This window comes from Williamsia herbipolensis (genome assembly GCF_036153515.1).
Classification (GTDB): Bacteria; Actinomycetota; Actinomycetes; order Mycobacteriales; family Mycobacteriaceae; genus Williamsia_A; species Williamsia_A herbipolensis.
On record NZ_CP108021.1, the window covers coordinates 4,649,203 to 4,665,932 of the forward strand.

The following is a 16,730-nucleotide window of genomic DNA, read 5'->3' on the forward strand; positions in this document are numbered from 1 at the left end:
CATGAATCAGACGGTGGGAAAAAAGGTCGGCTGGTCCGTCATCAATCTGCTGGTCGTTCTCTACGCCCTCATCCCGGTGCTGTGGATCGTCAGCCTCTCGTTCAAGCCCCCGGGCTCGGTCACCGACGGCAGCTTCATCCCGAAGAAGTGGACGTTCGACAACTACAGCGGCATCTTCGACACGAACGACTTCACGAGTGCGCTCATCAACTCGATCGGCATCGGTCTCATCACCACGGTGATCGCGGTGGTGCTCGGGACCGTCGCGGCGTATGCGGTTGCGCGCCTGGACTTCCCGGGTAAGAAGTTGTTCATCGGTGCGGCGTTGCTCATCGCCATGTTCCCGCAGATCTCGCTGGTGACACCGCTGTTCAACATCGAGCGCAAGATCGGGCTGTTCGACACCTGGCCCGGCCTGATCCTGCCGTACATCACCTTCGCGCTGCCGTTGGCGATCTACACGCTCTCGGCGTTCTTCCGCGAGATCCCGTGGGAGCTCGAGAAGGCGGCCAAGATGGACGGCGCCACCCCGGCACAGGCCTTCCGCAAGGTGATCGCCCCGCTGGCCGCACCCGGCATCGTCACCGCGGCGATCCTGGTGTTCATCTTCGCCTGGAACGACCTGCTCCTGGCGATCTCGTTGACCTCGACCAACAACTCGATCACCGCGCCGGTGGCCATCTCGAACTTCACCGGTAGCTCGCAGTTCGAGGAGCCGACCGGGTCGATCGCGGCGGCCGCCGTGGTGATCACCATTCCGATCATCGTCTTCGTACTGTTCTTCCAACGTCGTATCGTTGCCGGCCTGACCTCCGGCGCTGTGAAGGGATAACCATGGCCGACATCGTTCTGGACAAGGTGAGCAAGAAGTACCCCGACGGCTCTCTGGCGGTCAGTGAGGTGAACATCGAGATCGCCGACGGCGAGTTCATCATCCTGGTGGGACCCTCGGGCTGCGGTAAGTCGACGACGCTGAACATGATCGCGGGCCTCGAGGACATCTCCTCGGGCGAGCTGCGCATCGGCGGTTCACGCGTCAACGAGAAGGCGCCGAAGGACCGCGACATCGCGATGGTGTTCCAGAGCTACGCGCTCTACCCGCACATGTCGGTGCGCGACAACATCGCCTTCCCGCTGACCCTGGCGAAGCTGTCGAAGTCGGAGATCGCGTCGAAGGTCGACGAGGCCGCCAAGATCCTCGATCTGGGCCAGTACATGGACCGCAAGCCCGCGAACCTCTCCGGCGGTCAGCGCCAGCGGGTCGCCATGGGTCGCGCGATCGTCCGCAACCCCAAGGCGTTCCTCATGGACGAGCCGCTGTCGAACCTCGACGCGAAGCTACGTGTGCAGATGCGCACCGAGATCTCGCGCCTGCAGCAGCGTCTGGGCACCACGACGGTCTACGTGACGCACGATCAGACCGAGGCCATGACCCTCGGCGACCGTGTCGTGGTGTTGCGGGGCGGTCACGTCCAGCAGATCGGTTCCCCGCAGGAGCTCTACGCCAACCCCGCGAACCTGTTCGTGGCCGGCTTCATCGGCTCGCCGGCGATGAACTTCATCCCCGGCACCCTCGGCGCCCACTCGGTGCAGACGGCCCTCGGCGACATCACCGTTCCCGAGCACCAGCGCGCGGTGTCGGCGGCCCGGTCGGTCGGCAGCAACGGCGAGGTGCTCGTCGGCATCCGCCCCGAGCACTTCGAGGACGCGCGCCTGCTCGACCCCGCGGCGCGCGGCACCGGCGGGACCTTCACGGCCCACGTCGAGGTGTTGGAGTCGATGGGTTCGGACAAATTCGCGTACTTCACCGTCGACGGTCAGCGGGCATCGAGCGACGCCCTCGCCGAACTCGCCGCGGACTCCGGCGCCGACTTCGGGTCGAACCAGCTGATCGCGCGCCTCTCGCCGGAGTCGTCGATCACCAAGGGCACCAACGCCGAACTGTTCTACGACGCCTCCAAGGTGGCGTTGTTCGACCAATCGAGCGGACACAACCTGCTGCTCCAGTAGCACACCTGCACACACGACACCGCCGCCCTCCGACGACCACGTCGCGGGGCGGCGGTGTCGTGTGGGGGAGTCAGCTCAGTTTGCGCGGGGCGAGGTCGCGGAGCTCGTCGATGATCGACTCGTCCCAGATGTGTTTGCGCACCAGGCGGTAGCGCTCGCAGGCCAGCCACATGTAGAGCTCGGCGTCGCTGGTGACCCGCGGCAACACCTCTGCGCGCCGCGCCATGCGGACCACCGGCAGGAACTCCTCGCCGAACCAGCGCCGGGCCACCTCGCCACGTCCGAGGAACTCGCCCACCTCCTGGCTCAGACGGAAGCCCCAGGCCTCGACGTTCTCGGCCAGCTCGGCGTAGTCGAACGGATCGGCCACGGTGATGGCCTCGGCCTGCTTGCCCTGCAACGGGACCCGCGCGAGGAACAGCCGACGGTGGTCCTTGAGCAGGAGGTCCGACGGTGCGCTGATCCCGTCGGGGGAGATGCGGGTGTGGATCTCGGTGACGTAGGCGTCGATGGTCTTGAGGTGACGCGCGATCGCGATCGACACACGGTGGTGCCCGTCGACCACGAAGTGCATCGAGCCGACCCGGTAGAGCACGATGGGCGGCATCGCCTCGCCGCGACGTTGGGCCGCGGCCAACCGCTGCCACCGCGCCCGGACACGGGTCGAGGTGGGGCGGAAGTAGCGGTCGAAATCCCTGGTGCGGTCGACGCTGCCGACGATCGACGACACCTCGACCACGACGAGACCCGGGGCGGTCTCACCGGTGCGGCCGAGTGCGGTGACGACCTCGTCGAACGGCAGGATGGTGTTGACGTCGGCGGGCGCACGGGTGAACCACGCCGACAGGCGCGCCAGTTCGGCCTGTCGCCGGAGGCGGCTGAAGTCGTTCTCGGCGTCGGCGTCGGGGAATCCGGTGTCACGAGCCATGTCGTCGCCTCCGCACGGTGATGCCGGTACCGCCGGCCTCGATGTCGAACACGGTGTAGCCCACCGTGTTCAGCGAGAGTGTCGAGGTCGCGGGGGTCGCGTCCTCGTCGTTCGTCGGACGCCGCGAAGGGTCGGCGTCGCGGTCCAGCGGTATCCGCCGGTCCTGGGGCGTCTGACCGTAGGGGTGGATGTGTCCGTGGATCAACGCCTGGGGCCGCAGCGACTGCACGAGATCGACGAGACAGCGGAAACCGATGTGCGGGCCGTCGTCGCCGTCGCCGTAGCCGCGGGCGGGGCTGTGGGTCAGCAGGATGTCGACCTGCGGGTCGCAATGTGGTCGCGCGCCGATCCGTCGGGTCCGCACCGCGATGCGGTGACGCCAGCGGAGCAGATCCGCGCGCCGACGCTGCGCGCCCTCCCGATACTGGTTGGGGCCGTCGTTGTAGCGGATCGAGCCCCCGAGGCCCGCGATGCGGAGCCCGGCCACGGTCACGACGCGGCCGTCGGCGTTGACCGCGCCGGCCGGCCCGGGGTCGTTCGCCGGGAGCCCGGCCCGCGTCCAGCCCGACCGCCCACGGTGGAATCCGGCGAGGTCGCGGTCGTGGTTGCCGGGGACGAACACGCACGGGGCGCCGCTACGGGTCGACAACGTCTCGAGGTAGTCGAAGGGCAGGTCGCCGGCGCCGAGGATCAGGTCGGGGGCGAGCTGCTCGACGAGGCCGTGGGTGAGTCCGTCGACCACCTCGTCGGCCACCGCCAGCACCCGCACCATGCGACGAGGCTACCGCGCGCGATGGGTGCGGCCGGAGTGCGATGGTGTTGACTCGTAGGCGATGAGCACCTCCGTCACCGATCGGGTCACCGACCATCTCCGCGCGGCCCTGCCCGGCGATCCGCAGCGCGCCTCGGTCACGTTCCTCGGCGTCGAGGCGATCGACGTCCTCCGGTTCACCGACGCCGGCCGCGCCGACGTCGTCTTCGCGTCGGTCGGGTGCTCCCGGCACCCGATGGCCGACCCCACCGACCTGGGTGCCGACCCGGTACGCGGACCCCGCGCGGAGATCGTCGTCCGTATGCACGCCGGCGACCCGCTGGTGGACCTGCACCGCAGTGTCGCCCTGCTCGCCGCGACCCCCTCGGTGGAGGGTGTCGTCTTGCTGGCCGACGCGCTGGTCGATCTCGGCGAACCGCTGTGGTCGGGATCGGCGTGCACCGCGGTCGTGCTCTCGGTCGACGAGATCGCCGACTGTCCTCTCGACGAGCCGATGTCGCCGGTCACGTTCCTGCGGGCCATCCCCATCACGGCGAACGAGGCCGCGTGGGTGCGTCTGCGGGGGGTCGACGAACTGCGCCGCGCCTGGGAGGAGGCGGGCATCGACGTCGCCGACGTGCGCCGCGTGTCCGCCACGCCGGGGCGGGCCTGACCCTAGAGCCAGTGGTTGCGCCGGAAGGTACGCCACAGCGTCACCGAGACCACCGCGAGGAATCCGAGCACGCAGTAATAGAAGTAATGCCAGTGCAACTCGGGCATGTTGTCGAAGTTCATGCCGTAGATCCCGGCCACCATCGTCGGTACCGACGCGATCGCCACCCACGACGTGATCTTGCGCATGTCGGTGTTCTGTTGGATCGCGACCTTCGCCGACGCCGCCTCCAACAGCGACGTCAGGACCTCGTCGAAGGTGGAGATCTGCTCGACCGCGCTCGTGTGGTGGTCGGCCACGTCGCGCATGTACCGCCGGACCTCCTTGGGGCACAGGTCGTTGTCGGAGGAGGTGAGGCGTTGCAGCGGGACCGTCAGCGGCGCCACCGCGCGACGCAGTTCGGTCATCTCGCGTTTGAGCAGGTACACCGAGTCGATGTCTATCGCGCCGCTGGGGGAAAAGATCGCCTCCTCGATCGCGTCGACGTCGTGTTCGACCGCAGCGGTGACCTCGAGGTAGGTGTCGACGACGTGGTCGGCGATGGCGTGCATCACCGCGTACGGGCCGAGGGCGAGCCGATCGGGTCGGTTCTCCAGGTATTGGCGGACGCCGGCGAGGTGGGTGAAATCGCCGTGGCGCACGGTGATCACGAAGTTCTTCCCGACGAAGATCATGATCTCGCCTGTCTCGACGACCTCCTTCGTGGTGGCGAGCGAGTCGTGTTCGACGTACTTGACGGTGCGCAACACGATGAACTGGGTGTCGTCGTACCGTTCGAGCTTCGGTCGCTGGTGGGCGTGGACGGCATCCTCGACCATCAGTTCGTGGAGCCCGAAGGTGTCGGCGACCCCGGCCATCTGTTGATCGTCGGGGGCGTGCAGACCGACCCACACGAAACCCTGCCCGGTCGCGGTGACCTCGGCGAGCGCCTCGCTGTAGGAGCGCCGCCCGGATTTGCGTTCCCCGTCGACGTAGACCGCGCAGTCGACCACCGCGCGCGCGGGCGGGATGGGCACCCGGGGTCGCGGCGGACCGCCGCCGGAGGGGCGCAGTGACGGCAACGACGGCATGGTGCTACCTCCTCGGGTTCGGGCGTGACGACCTCGCGGCATCATCGTACGGGTGGCCGCCTCGACTAGCGTGGACGCCGTGATCGTCCACCGAGCCCCCACCGTGTCGTCCCGCCGGCGGGTCCGCGTCGCAGCGGTGACGGTCTCGCTCATCGCGGCGGTCGCCGTCGTCGCGGGGTGTTCGTCGTCGGTGTCGGAGCCCGATCGCACCCTCGTCGTCGGCAGCGGCCCGGGCACGGCCCCGGCGATCGCTGCCGACATCTACGCCGAGGTGCTGCGGCACGAGGGGGCGACCGTGCGCTCGGGCCTGGTGACCGGTTCCTACCGGCAACTGCTCGACGACGTCGACGGCGGCACGGTCGATCTGTTCGGCGCGTTCAGCGGATCGCTGCTGTCCGCACTCGCGCCCGGCTCGACCGCGACCTCCACCGACTCCGTGTACGACGATCTCAACCGCGCTCTGCCGCAGGGCGTCTCGGTCGGCGACCCGACCACGGTGGTCGACCAACTGCAGGTGGTGGTCGCGGCCTCGACGGCGTCGGCGGTCGGCGTCGACGAACTGTCGGAGTGTTCGCGGCTGCCCGCGGGCCTGCCGGTGGTGAGCGACCGTACCCCCGACGAGGGCACGTTGGCCGCACTGGCGGCGGTGGGGTGTCGGTTCGGGCCGTTCCGGAAGGTCGCCGATGTCGCGTCGGTGACCGCCGAGGTGACCTCGGGCCGTGCGGTGGGTCTCGTGTCGACGCTGTCGAGCGCGGGCAACGATGCCGCGCTGACGGTCCTCGCCGACAAGAAGCAGGTGTCGGCTGACGCCCGTGCCGATCCGACCGCCACCGGCGCACCGGACCCGGCGGATCAACCAGCGATCAGGGCACAGAACCTCGTCCCTGTCTTCGCCACCGCCGCCCTCGACCGAGATCTCATCAAGGCGGTCAACACGGTCGCGGGCGAACTCACCACCGCCGACCTCGCCGCGATGGCCCAGAAGGTCTCGACCGGCGGAGCCACCGCCTCGGCGGTCGTCACCGACTGGCTCTCCGAACACAACCTCTGACGTGGCCGCCGAGCCGACAGTGGACGTGACGTGGTGGGGACACTCGACCGTCACCGTCGTCGATGCCGGTGTGCGGGTGCTCACCGATCCGGTACTCACCGCCGGTGTCGCACATCTGCGCCGCCGTCGCGGTCCGATCCCGTCCGCCGCGGCCCGCGACGCCGACGTCGTGGTGGTGTCGCATCTGCATTCGGATCATCTCCACGTCCGTTCGCTGGCGATGCTCGATCCCGCCACACCCATCGTGGTGCCGCGGGGGACGCGTGCCGCGGTACCGGGCATCATCCGGCTGCGCGGCCGTGATGTCCGCGAGGTGGCCGTCGGTGAGGTGGTGGAGATCGGTGGCGTCGAGATCCGCGCGGTGCCGGCACGCCACGACGGTCGCCGGCACCCGCTGGCGCGGCACTCGGTCGAGCCGCTCGGTTTCGTCGTGACCGGTTCGGCGCGAACCTATTTCGCAGGTGACACCGACATCTTCCCCGGGATGGCCGAGGAGGTCGGCGACTGCGATCTGGCTCTGCTGCCGGTCGGGGGTTGGGGGCCGGGGCTCGGTGAGGGACACATGGACGCCGACCGTGCGGCGGCCGCGGCGGGGATGCTGGGCGCGCGCCACGCCGTTCCGGTCCACTTCGGCACGTTCTGGCCGATCGGCCTGTCGGCGGTCGCGCCGGAGGAGTTCCTGCCGCCGGGTGCGAGATTCGTCGAGGCGGTGACGTCGGCGGCGCGCGACTCCGCGACGTCCGTCACCACGGCGCACGAACTCGTCCCCGGACAGTCGCTGTCAGTCTGAGCGGGTCCCCACGCCCGCGACCGTCCGGCGGGTGCGCTCGAGCAGACGGCGCCGCAGCACCCAGATGGGGAACGGCTTGCCGCTGCGCAGCTTCCGCAGCATCCGATAGCGGTCGTAGAGCGTCACGATGAGCGAGATGAGCAGCAGGAAGAACAGCGACGGCAGCGGGGTGACGGTGGAACCACCCGGCGTCGGCAGGAGCACCAGCGCGACGACCACGCCGGCGTTGATCGCCGAGACGGCGATGAACTGCGAGACCGTCGAGGTCCACTCGGTGCCGCGACCGGCGATCCAATGACTCACCACAGAGTTGGCGACCACCAGGATGATCACTGTCACGACGATCTGTGTGTTCGTCGCGCGCACACCGGGCACGATCCGCGAGAACACCAGCAGCAGCATCGACACCAGGACGATCTTCTCGATCAGTGGCCCGCGGAGGAACGCGCTCTGGGAGGCGCGGACGTTCGCGGGCACGCGGGCGACGTTGCCGCCCCGCGTGCGGGCCGACACGACGAACCCGAACGGCCAATCGCCCTCGGGCAGCCGGGAGACACCGGCTCGGACCGCGACCGCCAGCGCGGCGAGTACCGCCAGGGCCACGATCACGACCCACCACCGATGGGCGACGGCGGTGCCCCACCCGTCGGCCAGGCCGACACCGAACACCTTCGTCTTCACCTCGTCGGTCACGTCGAGTTCGGCGATGTGCAGCCACCATTCCTGGGGCAGCTTGATGACGATCCAGATGCCCGCGGCCAGTGCGATCAGCGCGCGGCGATTCAGGCGCGTGGGCGCCCACCGACACCGGATGACCTCGTAGGCGATGAAGAAGTACTCGAAGGTGTTGGGGAACACCAACAGCAGCCATCGGGAGTCGCTGAACTCGAACGCGACGACGCCGACGAGGCGGTAGTAGAACAGGAACCGCGCGATGCCGAAGGCGAAAGGATCCGACCAGTTCTGCAGCGTCGACAGGTAGGCGATCGCGAGGTAGTAGACGTCGAGCGCCTTGTCGTACTGCTGGTAGCCGGCGATGTCGAGGCCCGGGACCTGTTGGAAGATGGTCTGGTCGACCGCGTCGAGCACCAACGCCGCGATGATCGCGGGGACGGGAAACCGCGGGATGAGCAGCGGTACCAACAACCGTCCAGCGATCACGAGAAGAACGACGGCTGTACCCACCGCGACACCCTATCTCGGGTGTGGCGCAGGTCAGGCGTCGAGACGCAGGCGCAGGAACGTCCCCAGGTGGTCGACCGCGTCGGCGGCCTCGACGAGCATCCCGGCCTGCTGATGACCGACATGCCACAGCCGGTCGAACTCGAGGAGGTCGACCTCGACGTCGGACGCCCGCAGCTTCTCGGCGAACCGGATCACCTGCGCGTACAGCGCCTCCCGGCGACCGATGTGGATCACCGTCGGCGGCAGACCGGTCAGGTCGCCGTGCAGCGGCGCGTAGCCGGGATCGGTGGGGTCACCGCCGCCGAGATACGCATCGGCGCAGAATCGCGACCATCCGCGGTTGACGACGGAGTCCGTCGACCACGTCTCGTGGGTGTCGTCGCCCGGATCGACCCACGGCGAGATGAGACCGAGTGCGGCGGGGGTGATCTGGTGGTCGTCGAGGAGCCGACGAGCCGTGGCCACCGACAATCCGCCGCCGGCCGAATCGCCGGAGATCGCGAGACGATCCGCTGAGTAACCGTGGTTGTCGACGAGATCGCGATAGGACGCGACCGCGTCGACGACCGCGGCCGGGTACGGATCCTCCGGCGCGAGCCGGTAGTCGACCAGGAAGATCGCGGCCCCGGTGACCGCGGCCAGGTGCGCACCGAGGTGGCGGTGCGAGTGCGGCGAACCCAACGTGTACCCGCCGCCGTGCAGGAACAGCACGGCGGTGTCGGTCTCGGTGGCGCCGACGGTCACCCGCTCGGTGGGGCGTCCACCGACGGTGAGCGTCCGGACGACCGTGTCACGGGGGAGTGGTTCGACGTCGAGCGCGCGGTCGGCCAGCGCGCGCTGGGTCGACAGCGGGAGCCGTGGATGCAGCATGGCCCGGTACATGATCCGGGTCAGCGGCTCCACGACGCCGATGGGCAGCTTCGGCCCGGCGGGACGGTACGACATCGGGTCAGCGCGGCTTCAGGGTCGCGCCGGCCGCACGTGCCACGACCGGCATGTACTTCGGGCCGAGGACGCGCACGAGCTTGTCGAGGAACTGCGCGTCGGCGCCGACGAGGATGCGGGCCTTGTTCTTCTCGGCGCCCGCGATGATGATCGACGCCGCCTTGGCCGCGGTCATCCGCGCCAATTTCTTGTCGAACAGTTCGGCGAACTGTGCGATGTCGCTGCCCTCGTTGACCGTCGCGTTGCGGGCGATGGCGGTCTTGATGCCACCGGGGTGCACACACGACACCGACACCGGGTAGCCGGCGAGCCGCATCTCCTGCACCAGCGACTCGGTGAACCCGCGCACGGCGAACTTCGCTGCGTTGTAGGCGCTCTGGCCGGGGATGGACAGCAGACCGAAGAGCGACGACGTGTTGACGATGTGACCGTCGCCGGAGGCGATGAGATGCGGGAGGAACGCCTTGGTGCCGTTGACCACGCCCCAGTAGTCGACGTCCATGATCCGCTCGAAGGTCTTGAACTCGGTCAGCTCGACCTCGCCGTGGTGGGCGATGCCGGCGTTGTTGAAGATCGCGTTGACCTTGCCGAAGTGTGCGAGGACGGTGTCGGCGTATTCGAGCATCGCCTCGCGCTCGGCGACGTTGAGCAGCTGCGAGTGCACCTGCGCGCCCTTCGCCTCCAGCAACCGTGCGGTCTCCTCGAGCCCACTCGGGTTCATGTCCGAGATCGCCAGTCGCGCACCCTTGTCGGCGAGCTGGAGCGCCAGTTCCCGTCCCATGCCCGATGCCGCTCCGGTGACGACCACGACCTTGCCTGCGAAGTTCTTCATGATGGTGGTGCCTCTCAGGAGTTGACCGTCGCGGGGCTGCGATCGGACGTGCCCGTGGTGTCCGCACGGCTGGTGTCGTAGGCGGCGATGTCGAAGTTCTTGGTCGCCTTGCGGAAGTTGAAGGTGAACCCGGGCCAGAGCGTGGTGATGTTACCGAACTCGTCCTTGTACCAGCTCGCGCAGCCGCCGTTCTCCCAGACGCTGGTCGACAGCGTCTTCTGGAGGTTCTTGTTGTAGACCTTCTGGTCGGCGGCGCGCACCTCGGTGCGTGCGATCGCGTTGCGCTCGGTGGTCTTGAGGAAGTCGATCAGGTAATTGAGCTGCGACTCGATCATGAACACCATCGAGGTGTGGCCGAGACCCGTTGCCGGACCGACCATCAGGAACATGTTCGGGAACCCGTGCACCATCGCACCCTTGTAGGCGCTCATGCCGCCGCGTGCCCACACCTGCGCCAGGCTCTCGGAGTCCTTGCCGATGATGTGCTCGAAACCCGGGGAGTCGGTGACGTGGAAGCCGGTGGCGACGACGATCGCATCGACGTCGCGCACGGTGCCGTCCTTCGTGACGATCCCGGTGGGGGTGACGTGGTCGATCCCGTCGGTGACGACGTCGACGTTGTCCTGGCCCAGAGCCGGGTAGTAGGTGTTCGACAGCAGGATGCGCTTGCAGCCCACCTTGAACTTCGGGGTCACCTTGGCGCGCTTGACCGGGTCGGCGATGCCGCGGCGGATGTTGGCCTTGCCCGCGGCGTGGGCGGGGCGCAGGACATCGGGACGGTGGGTGAGCCCGTAGGAGACGAGCTCGTGGGCCAGGTAGATGCCGCTGCGCGAGAGGCGCTGGATGCCGGGAACCTTGCGGAACAGCCAGTTCTCGACGCGCGTGTAGTGGCGGTCGGCGCGGGGGAGGACCCACGGAGCGGTGCGCTGGTAGACGTCCATGTGGCCGATCTTCGGCGCGAGCTCGGGGATGATCTGGATGGCCGAGGCGCCGGTCCCGATCACGGCGACACGTTTGCCGCGGAGGTCGGTCTCGTGGTTCCAGCGTGCGGAGTGGAAGATCTCGCCGGCGAAGTCGCCGATGCCCGCCACGTCGGGCAGGCGTGGCTCGCACAGCGGGCCGATCGCGCCGATGAGGATCTCCGCACGGACGGTGATGTCGCCGTGCTCGGGGTGGCTGGTCTCGATGATCCAGCGGTTGGCCTTCTCGTCCCACCGCGCGTCGGTCACCTCGGTGCCGAAGCGGGTGCGCCGGGCGAGGTCGTATTTGCTCGCCACGCGGTTGATGTAGGCGTGGATCTCGGGCTGCTTCGAGAACGACCGCGACCAGTCGGGGTTGAGCTCGAAGGAGTACGAGTACAGGTGCGACGGGACGTCACACGCCGCGCCGGGATAGGTGTTGTCGCGCCAGGTGCCGCCGAAGTCCGATCCACGATCGAGGACGACGAAATCCTCGAATCCGTTCTGGTGCAGCTTGATCGCTGCTCCCATGCCGGAGAAGCCCGCACCGATGATTGCGATCTTGACATCGTTCATAGGAACGATCGTACACCCTATTGACGACGGGTCAATAGCTTATTGACCCATGTTCAGTACACTGATCGCCATGACGCAGGCCAAGCGCACGCGGATGAGTCCGGAAGCCCGTCGGGAGCAGCTCATCTCCCACGGGATGTCCATGCTGTCCGACCGGCCGCTCGATCAACTGACCATCGACGCCATCGCCGAATCGGTCGGGGTGTCGCGAGCCCTGCTGTTCCACTACTTCGAGTCCAAGCACGACTTCCATGTCGCGATCGCCCGCGAGCAGAGCCGCCGGATGCTCGAGTGCACCGAACCGGATCTGTCGCTCGAGGACCCGATCGCGATACTGCGGGCATCGATGTCGGAGTTCGTCGACTATGTGTCGGCGAACCGGCACGTCTACCTGACCATGCTGCGCGGGGCGGTCGGCGCCGACCCGGCGATGCAGGAGGTCTTCACCGACACCCGGCGGGTGATGGCGCAGCGTGTCCTCGATCGGGCGGGTTCCCTCGACATCACCCCGACACCGATGATCCGTATTGCCGTCGACGGGTGGATGGCCTTTGTCGAAGAGGTCGTCGTCGCCTGGTTGACCGACGACGACGGCATCCGCCGCGAGGCGCTGCTCGACCTGATCACGTCCTCGCTGCCGCTGCTGGCCGCAGCGGCAGCGAGTGAGTGAATCACCGGGTCGGTCGGATCACCCGAATGCCGATGCGGAGCGCCGGAGGCGATCACGCATCACCCGAAGGCCGGTGCGGAGCGCCGGAGGCGATCACGCATCACCCGAAGGCCGGTGCGGAGCGCCGGAGGCGATCACGCATCATCCGAAGGCCTTGTCGATGATCTCCTGCTGTTCGACGGCGTGGACCTTGCTCGATCCCGACGACGGTGCGGACATCGCACGACGTGACACCCGCTTGAGGTTGCCGAAGTACTCCGGCAGCACCTCGGGCAGGTGCAGGCCGAAGAAAGGCCACGGTCCCTGGTTGGCCGGTTCCTCCTGCACCCAGAAGAACTCCTGGACACCGGGGTACTGCTCGAGGACCTGACCGAGCCGACGGTGCGGGATCGGGTAGAGCTGCTCGATGCGCACGATGGCGATGTCGTCGCGACCGTCCTTCTCCTTGCGCGCGGCGAGCTCGTAGTAGAGCTTCCCGCTCACCATCAGCACGCGGGTGACCTTGTCGCGCACCTTCTGGTCGGTGATCGACGGGTCGTCGATGACCGACTTGAACTTGCCCTCGGTGAAGTCCTCGACGGGGCTCACCGCGGCCTTGTTGCGCAGCATCGACTTCGGGGTGAAGACCACGAGCGGCCGGCTGATCCCGTCGAGCACGTGACGACGCAGCAGGTGGAAGTAGCTCGCCGGGGTCGACGGCAGCGCGACGGTCATCGAGCCCTCGGCGCACAGCTGCAGGAACCGCTCGATACGGCCCGACGTGTGGTCGGGCCCCTGACCCTCGTGGCCGTGGGGGAGCAGCAGCACCACGTCGGACAGCTGGCCCCACTTGGCCTCACCGGAGGAGATGAACTCGTCGATGATCGACTGCGCGCCGTTGACGAAGTCGCCGAACTGCGCCTCCCACAGCACGAGGGAGTCGGGGTCGCCGACGGAGTAGCCGTACTCGAAACCGACGACGGCGAACTCGCTCAGCGCCGAGTCGTAGGCGTTGAACCGACCGCCGGTGTTCTCGCCCTCGGTCTGCACCAGCTGGTTGAGCGGGGTGTACTCCGCGCCGGTCTTGCGGTCGATGATGACCGAGTGCCGCTGGCTGAACGTGCCGCGCCGGGAGTCCTGGCCGGAGAGCCGGACGCGCCGTCCCTCTTCGACCAGCGAACCGAACGCGAGCAGCTCGGCGAACGCCCAGTCGATGTTCCCCTCGCGGGACATCTCCTGGCGCCGCGTGAGCACGGGCTTGACGCGCTGGTGGACCGAGAATCCCTCGGGCACGTTGCCGAAGGCGTCGCCGATGGCCTCGACCGTCGCGCGGTCGATACCGGTCATCAGCTTCGTCGGCAGGGTCTGGTCGGACTCGACCGACGGGCTGGGCGCCGCCTGGTACTTCTCGAGCTCCTTGACCTCGTTGAAGACCCGTTCGAGCTGTCCCTGGTAGTCACGCAGGGCGTCCTCGGCCTCCTTGGTGGAGATGTCGCCGCGGCCGATCAACGCCTCGGTGTAGCTCTTGCGGACACCGCGCTTGGTGTCGATCACGTCGTACATCGCCGGCTGCGTCATCGAGGGGTCGTCGCCCTCGTTGTGACCGCGACGGCGGTAGCAAACGAGGTCGATGACGACGTCCTTGTGGAACTCCTGGCGGTAGTCCACGGCGAGCTTGGCCGCCCACACACACGCCTCGGGGTCGTCGCCGTTCACGTGGAAGATCGGCGCACCGATCATCTTGGCGACGTCGGTGCAGTACTCCGACGACCGCGAGTGCTCCGGCGCGGTGGTGAAGCCGACCTGGTTGTTGACGACGATGTGGACGGTGCCGCCGGTCTGGTAGCCCGGGAGCAGGGCCAGGTTGAGCGTCTCGGCGACCACTCCCTGCCCGGCGAACGCGGCGTCGCCGTGGAGCATCAGCGGGAGCACCGAGAACACGCCGTCGCCGCGGTCGAGCAGGTCCTGCTTGGCGCGCACGAGACCCTCGAGCACCGGGTCGACCGCCTCGAGGTGCGAGGGGTTGGCGGTGAGCGAGACGTTGATCTCGTTCTCGCCGAACATCTGGTAGTACTTGCCCTCCGCGCCGAGGTGGTACTTCACGTCGCCCGACCCGTGCGCCTGCGACGGGTTCAGGTTGCCCTCGAACTCCGAGAAGATCTTCGAGTAGGGCTTGCCGACGATGTTGGCCAGCACGTTGAGGCGACCGCGGTGCGGCATGCCGACGACGACCTCGTCGAGTCCGTGTTCGGCGCTCTGGTCGATCACGCCGTCCATCATCGGGATGACCGTCTCGGCGCCCTCCAGTGAGAAGCGCTTCTGCCCGACGTACTTGGTCTGCAGGAACGTCTCGAACGCCTCGGCGGCGTTGAGCTTGCTCAGGATGTACTTCTGTTCGCCCACAGGCGGTTTGGAGTGCTTGATCTCCACGCGCTCCTGCAACCACTGCTGCTGCTCGGGCTCGAGGATGTGGGTGTACTCCACGCCGACGTGGCGGCAGTAGGCGTCGCGCAGCACCGACAGGATGTCGCGCAGCTTCATCGTGTCCTGGCCGTGGAATCCGCCGACCTTGAAGTCGCGGTCGAGATCCCACAGGGTCAGGTCGTAGGTCAGCACGTTGAGATCGGGGTGCGCCGCGCGTGCGTCGGAGTCGATCATCAGGGGATCGATGTCGGCCATGAGGTGACCGCGGTTGCGGTACGCGGCGATCAGTTCGAGCACACGGGCGTTCTTGTCGACCGACGGCGACGCGATGTCCTTGCGCCAGCGGATCGGCTCGTAGGGGATGTGGAACGCGGTGAAGATCTCGTCGAAGAACGCGTCGTCGAGGAGCAGGTTGTGGATGGTGCGCAGGAAATCGCCCGACTCCGCGCCCTGGATGATGCGGTGGTCGTAGGTCGAGGTCAGCGTCATCAGCTTGCCGACGCCCATCTCGGCGATCCGCTCGTCGCTGGCGCCCTGGAACTCGGCCGGATACTCCATCGCACCCGCACCGATGATCGCGCCCTGACCCTTCATCAGCCGCGGCACCGAGTGCACCGTGCCGATCGTGCCGGGGTTGGTCAGCGAGATGGTCACACCGGCGAAATCGTCGGCGGTGAGCTTGCCGTCGCGCGCGCGACGCACGATGTCCTCGTACGCGGCGTGGAACTCGCCGAACTTCATCCGCTCGGTGTTCTTGATGGCCGCGACGACGAGGGACCGGCTGCCGTCCTTGCCGGGCAGGTCGATGGCGAGACCGAGGTTGATGTGGGCGGGGGAGACGGCGTTGGGCTTGCCGTCGACCTCGGCGAAGTGCCGGTTCATGTTCGGGAACGCCTTGACCGCCTGCACGATCGCGTACCCGAGGATGTGGGTGAACGAGATCTTGCCGCCGCGGGTGCGCGCGAGGTGGTTGTTGACCACGACGCGGTTGTCGATCATCAGCTTCGCCGGGATCGCGCGGACGCTGGTCGCGGTCGGGATCTGCAGCGACAACGCCATGTTCTTGGCCACCGCCGCGGCGGCACCCCGCAACACCTTGCTGGTGTCCTCGGCCGGGGCCGACGCGGCCTCGGTGGAGGAGTCGGTCGATGCCGAGGCCTTCTTCGCCGTGCCGTTCGTGCTCGAACCGTTGCCGTTCGTGGAGCTCTTCGCTCCGGAGCCGGTGCCCTTGTTGGGGTTCGGCGCCTTCGCCACGGCCTTCTCGACGGGGACGGTCTTGGCGACCGGTGCGGTGCGGGTGGGCGGCGGCGTCGCGTCGCTGCCCGCCGAACTGTCACGGCTCTCGATCGCCTGACCCGACGCGGCCTTCGTGGCGGGGGCCTCGCTCACGCCGTTCGACGAGCGTGACGACGACGCCTCCATCGACGACGACGACCGCGCGCCGGCCGACGCCGTCGAGGCGCCGGTTCCGTTGGTGGACTTGGTCTTCGCGGCCGAGCCGTTCGCGCCACCCGCCTTGGGGGTGTAGGTCTCGAGGAAGTCGTGCCAGCTCCGGTCCACCGAGTCGGGATCGGCGCGGAAGCGCTCGTACATCTCCTCGACCAACCACTCGTTCTGTCCGAAGTCTGAAACCGAACTACTGCTCACGGCAGAATCTCGCCTCTATTCCCTGATCGTCTGTTCGTCGTCGTGCACCGCGGTCGTCTCGGCGTGAGGTCCGGAGCGAACCCGTCGAACGCGTACGGCCCCGTGGAACAACGCCTGCCACGTCGAGGTTAGTCCCCGCTCACCTGCGTCGCATACGGACTCCGTGGACTGTCGGTCACACGGCCGTCGAGGTGGGGCCGGGCCTGTGACGGACGGTCCACCGGGGGCGCCGACGTCGTT

At 67.9% G+C, this 16,730-nt stretch carries 14 protein-coding genes; 6 read left to right on the forward strand and 8 right to left on the reverse strand.

Going from position 1 to position 16,730, the window contains the following annotated elements; genetic code table 11:
- Nucleotide 1: 1 nt before the first annotated feature.
- The gene (locus tag OG579_RS21670) at nt 2-832 is read left to right on the forward strand and encodes a carbohydrate ABC transporter permease (RefSeq protein ID WP_055791164.1); all 831 of its coding nucleotides are present in this window, start codon (nt 2-4) and stop codon (nt 830-832) included.
- 2 nt (nt 833-834) lie between these two features.
- Nucleotides 835-2,010 carry an ABC transporter ATP-binding protein gene (locus OG579_RS21675; protein ID WP_328857621.1) on the forward strand — a complete coding sequence of 392 codons (1,176 nt, stop codon included), beginning with the start codon at nt 835-837 and terminating at the stop codon, nt 2,008-2,010.
- Between the two features lie 70 nt (nt 2,011-2,080).
- Here OG579_RS21675 and OG579_RS21680 read toward each other — a convergent pair whose 3' ends face one another.
- Together OG579_RS21680 and OG579_RS21685 are read right to left on the reverse strand one after the other, a co-directional pair.
- Nucleotides 2,081-2,938 carry a chromosome partitioning protein ParB gene (locus tag OG579_RS21680; protein ID WP_328857622.1) on the reverse strand — a complete coding sequence of 286 codons (858 nt, stop codon included), beginning with the start codon at nt 2,936-2,938 and terminating at the stop codon, nt 2,081-2,083.
- On the reverse strand, nt 2,928-3,710 hold the full coding sequence (locus tag OG579_RS21685; protein ID WP_328857623.1) for a metallophosphoesterase family protein: 783 nt from the start codon (nt 3,708-3,710) through the stop codon (nt 2,928-2,930). Before OG579_RS21685 ends, OG579_RS21680 begins: the two co-directional genes overlap by 11 nt.
- A gap of 61 nt (nt 3,711-3,771) precedes the next feature.
- Between OG579_RS21685 and OG579_RS21690 the strand changes: the two genes are divergently transcribed.
- A complete protein-coding gene (locus tag OG579_RS21690; RefSeq protein WP_328857624.1) occupies nt 3,772-4,362 on the forward strand; it encodes a suppressor of fused domain protein in 591 nt (196 codons plus the stop codon).
- 2 nt (nt 4,363-4,364) lie between these two features.
- Here OG579_RS21690 and OG579_RS21695 read toward each other — a convergent pair whose 3' ends face one another.
- Nucleotides 4,365-5,432 (reverse strand): magnesium and cobalt transport protein CorA, encoded by a 1,068-nt coding sequence (locus OG579_RS21695; RefSeq protein ID WP_045822177.1) that lies wholly within the window; start codon nt 5,430-5,432, stop codon nt 4,365-4,367.
- 79 nt (nt 5,433-5,511) lie between these two features.
- On the opposite strand from OG579_RS21695, the gene OG579_RS21700 reads away from it, so the two are divergent.
- Together OG579_RS21700 and OG579_RS21705 are read left to right on the forward strand one after the other, a co-directional pair.
- Entirely contained in the window at nt 5,512-6,483 is a 972-nt protein-coding gene (locus OG579_RS21700) for a glycine betaine ABC transporter substrate-binding protein (RefSeq protein ID WP_328857625.1), read from the forward strand.
- A 1-nt stretch (nt 6,484) separates the two neighbouring features.
- The gene (locus OG579_RS21705) at nt 6,485-7,273 is read left to right on the forward strand and encodes an MBL fold metallo-hydrolase (protein WP_328857626.1); all 789 of its coding nucleotides are present in this window, start codon (nt 6,485-6,487) and stop codon (nt 7,271-7,273) included.
- Here OG579_RS21705 and OG579_RS21710 read toward each other — a convergent pair.
- Genes OG579_RS21710 through OG579_RS21725 form a run of 4 tightly spaced genes read right to left on the reverse strand, consistent with a single transcriptional unit; the run spans nt 7,265 to nt 11,770 of the window.
- The gene (locus tag OG579_RS21710) at nt 7,265-8,458 is read right to left on the reverse strand and encodes a hypothetical protein (protein ID WP_328857627.1); all 1,194 of its coding nucleotides are present in this window, start codon (nt 8,456-8,458) and stop codon (nt 7,265-7,267) included. The genes OG579_RS21705 and OG579_RS21710 overlap by 9 nt on opposite strands.
- A gap of 30 nt (nt 8,459-8,488) precedes the next feature.
- Nucleotides 8,489-9,403: an alpha/beta hydrolase gene (locus OG579_RS21715; protein WP_328857628.1), complete on the reverse strand. Its 915-nt coding sequence runs from the start codon at nt 9,401-9,403 to the stop codon at nt 8,489-8,491.
- Nucleotides 9,404-9,407: 4 nt separating this feature from the next.
- The gene (locus OG579_RS21720) at nt 9,408-10,235 is read right to left on the reverse strand and encodes an SDR family NAD(P)-dependent oxidoreductase (protein WP_328857629.1); all 828 of its coding nucleotides are present in this window, start codon (nt 10,233-10,235) and stop codon (nt 9,408-9,410) included.
- Between the two features lie 14 nt (nt 10,236-10,249).
- Complete coding sequence (locus OG579_RS21725; RefSeq protein WP_045822180.1) at nt 10,250-11,770, reverse strand: flavin-containing monooxygenase; 1,521 nt, start codon at nt 11,768-11,770, stop codon at nt 10,250-10,252.
- 49 nt (nt 11,771-11,819) lie between these two features.
- Between OG579_RS21725 and OG579_RS21730 the strand changes: the two genes are divergently transcribed.
- Nucleotides 11,820-12,440 carry a TetR/AcrR family transcriptional regulator gene (locus tag OG579_RS21730; RefSeq protein ID WP_328857630.1) on the forward strand — a complete coding sequence of 207 codons (621 nt, stop codon included), beginning with the start codon at nt 11,820-11,822 and terminating at the stop codon, nt 12,438-12,440.
- Between the two features lie 141 nt (nt 12,441-12,581).
- On the opposite strand, the gene OG579_RS21735 is transcribed toward OG579_RS21730, so the two are convergent.
- Nucleotides 12,582-16,436 carry a multifunctional oxoglutarate decarboxylase/oxoglutarate dehydrogenase thiamine pyrophosphate-binding subunit/dihydrolipoyllysine-residue succinyltransferase subunit gene (locus tag OG579_RS21735; RefSeq protein ID WP_408068834.1) on the reverse strand — a complete coding sequence of 1,285 codons (3,855 nt, stop codon included), beginning with the start codon at nt 16,434-16,436 and terminating at the stop codon, nt 12,582-12,584.
- Nucleotides 16,437-16,730 lie beyond the last annotated feature (294 nt).

Bases quoted from the DNA above. Each gene is read 5' to 3' on its own strand.
- OG579_RS21735 (WP_408068834.1), bottom strand. From the start codon at position 16,436: ATGTACGAGCGCTTCCGCGCCGATCCCGACTCGGTGGACCGGAGCTGG.
- OG579_RS21680 (WP_328857622.1), bottom strand. From the start codon at position 2,938: ATGGCTCGTGACACCGGATTCCCCGACGCCGACGCCGAGAACGACTTC.
- OG579_RS21690 (WP_328857624.1), top strand. From the start codon at position 3,772: ATGAGCACCTCCGTCACCGATCGGGTCACCGACCATCTCCGCGCGGCC.
- OG579_RS21670 (WP_055791164.1), top strand. From the start codon at position 2: ATGAATCAGACGGTGGGAAAAAAGGTCGGCTGGTCCGTCATCAATCTG.
- OG579_RS21720 (WP_328857629.1), bottom strand. From the start codon at position 10,235: ATGAAGAACTTCGCAGGCAAGGTCGTGGTCGTCACCGGAGCGGCATCG.
- OG579_RS21675 (WP_328857621.1), top strand. From the start codon at position 835: ATGGCCGACATCGTTCTGGACAAGGTGAGCAAGAAGTACCCCGACGGC.
- OG579_RS21695 (WP_045822177.1), bottom strand. From the start codon at position 5,432: ATGCCGTCGTTGCCGTCACTGCGCCCCTCCGGCGGCGGTCCGCCGCGA.
- OG579_RS21685 (WP_328857623.1), bottom strand. From the start codon at position 3,710: ATGGTGCGGGTGCTGGCGGTGGCCGACGAGGTGGTCGACGGACTCACC.
- OG579_RS21725 (WP_045822180.1), bottom strand. From the start codon at position 11,770: ATGAACGATGTCAAGATCGCAATCATCGGTGCGGGCTTCTCCGGCATG.
- OG579_RS21730 (WP_328857630.1), top strand. From the start codon at position 11,820: ATGTTCAGTACACTGATCGCCATGACGCAGGCCAAGCGCACGCGGATG.
- OG579_RS21715 (WP_328857628.1), bottom strand. From the start codon at position 9,403: ATGTCGTACCGTCCCGCCGGGCCGAAGCTGCCCATCGGCGTCGTGGAG.